This window comes from Rathayibacter sp. AY1C1, from assembly GCF_002932105.1.
Classification (GTDB): Bacteria; Actinomycetota; Actinomycetes; order Actinomycetales; family Microbacteriaceae; genus Rathayibacter.
The window spans coordinates 3,392-5,354 of record NZ_PSWH01000065.1; the positions used below are offsets into that span (position 1 = coordinate 3,392).

The following is a 1,963-nucleotide window of genomic DNA, read 5'->3' on the forward strand; positions in this document are numbered from 1 at the left end:
AACTACAACTCGAAAAGTTGCAGATCCAATGATTTGCATGACCGCAGCCCGAAAGCCGCGCCATGCGAATCTTGTCGATCCACGACCGAAGCCGTGAATCTAAGATGCTCGCGTCCACTGTGTAGTTCTCAAAATACGGGCGGTATCCCTCTCCCACACACCCAGGCGTGAGAAAAAGATCCGGAGAGTCGACCCCGCCACCCGAAGGCAGCCGGCCCGGTCCCTCAGGACCCAACAGCGTGCATGTACCCGACTCCACCGCCCCGACGCGTTCCCAACCCGAAGGCTGTACTGACGCGAGACGATCTCACCGAGCACCTAGTTCAATGTTCCACCCATGAGCTACCAGCAAAGACATTCGCTTTGATCTGGCGCCTGGAACACCCTGCGGTGTCCAGATGCTCCTTAGAAAGGAGGTGATCCAGCCGCACCTTCCGGTACGGCTACCTTGTTACGACTTAGTCCTAATCACCGATCCCACCTTCGACAGCTCCCTCCTTGCGGTTAGGCCACTGGCTTCGGGTGTTACCGACTTTCATGACTTGACGGGCGGTGTGTACAAGGCCCGGGAACGTATTCACCGCAGCGTTGCTGATCTGCGATTACTAGCGACTCCGACTTCATGAGGTCGAGTTGCAGACCTCAATCCGAACTGAGACCGGCTTTTTGGGATTCGCTCCACCTTACGGTATCGCAGCCCTTTGTACCGGCCATTGTAGCATGCGTGAAGCCCAAGACATAAGGGGCATGATGATTTGACGTCATCCCCACCTTCCTCCGAGTTGACCCCGGCAGTCTCCTATGAGTTCCCACCATGACGTGCTGGCAACATAGAACGAGGGTTGCGCTCGTTGCGGGACTTAACCCAACATCTCACGACACGAGCTGACGACAACCATGCACCACCTGTATACCGACCTTGCGGGGCAACCATTTCTGGAAGTTTCCGGTATATGTCAAGCCTTGGTAAGGTTCTTCGCGTTGCATCGAATTAATCCGCATGCTCCGCCGCTTGTGCGGGCCCCCGTCAATTCCTTTGAGTTTTAGCCTTGCGGCCGTACTCCCCAGGCGGGGAACTTAATGCGTTAGCTGCGACACGGAGACCGTGGAAAGGTCCCCACATCTAGTTCCCAACGTTTACGGCGTGGACTACCAGGGTATCTAATCCTGTTCGCTCCCCACGCTTTCGCTCCTCAGCGTCAGTAACGGCCCAGAGAACTGCCTTCGCCATCGGTGTTCCTCCTGATATCTGCGCATTCCACCGCTACACCAGGAATTCCATTCTCCCCTACCGCACTCTAGTCTGCCCGTACCCACTGCAGGCCCGAGGTTGAGCCTCGGGTTTTCACAGCAGACGCGACAAACCGCCTACGAGCTCTTTACGCCCAATAATTCCGGACAACGCTTGCACCCTACGTATTACCGCGGCTGCTGGCACGTAGTTAGCCGGTGCTTTTTCTGCAGGTACCGTCAAGCCGAAGCCCTTCTTCCCTACTAAAAGAGGTTTACAACCCGAAGGCCGTCATCCCCCACGCGGCGTTGCTGCATCAGGCTTTCGCCCATTGTGCAATATTCCCCACTGCTGCCTCCCGTAGGAGTCTGGGCCGTGTCTCAGTCCCAGTGTGGCCGGTCACCCTCTCAGGCCGGCTACCCGTCGTCGCCTTGGTGAGCCATTACCTCACCAACTAGCTGATAGGCCGCGAGTCCATCCTTGACCGAAAAACTTTCCACCCGCACCCGATGCCGGGGCAGGTCGTATCCGGTATTAGACGCCGTTTCCAGCGCTTATCCCAGAGTCAAGGGCAGGTTACTCACGTGTTACTCACCCGTTCGCCACTAATCCACCCAGCAAGCTGGGCTTCATCGTTCGACTTGCATGTGTTAAGCACGCCGCCAGCGTTCGTCCTGAGCCAGGATCAAACTCTCCGTAAAAAAATTACGACCCCCAACCCCGAAGAGAAGG

The 1,963-nt window shown here is 56.7% G+C and carries 1 rRNA gene; it reads right to left on the reverse strand.

Going from position 1 to position 1,963, the window contains the following annotated elements:
• Positions 1 to 409: 409 nt before the first annotated feature.
• Positions 410 to 1,932, reverse strand: a 16S ribosomal RNA gene (locus C5C71_RS17025).
• Between the last annotated feature and the right edge of the window lie 31 nt (positions 1,933 to 1,963).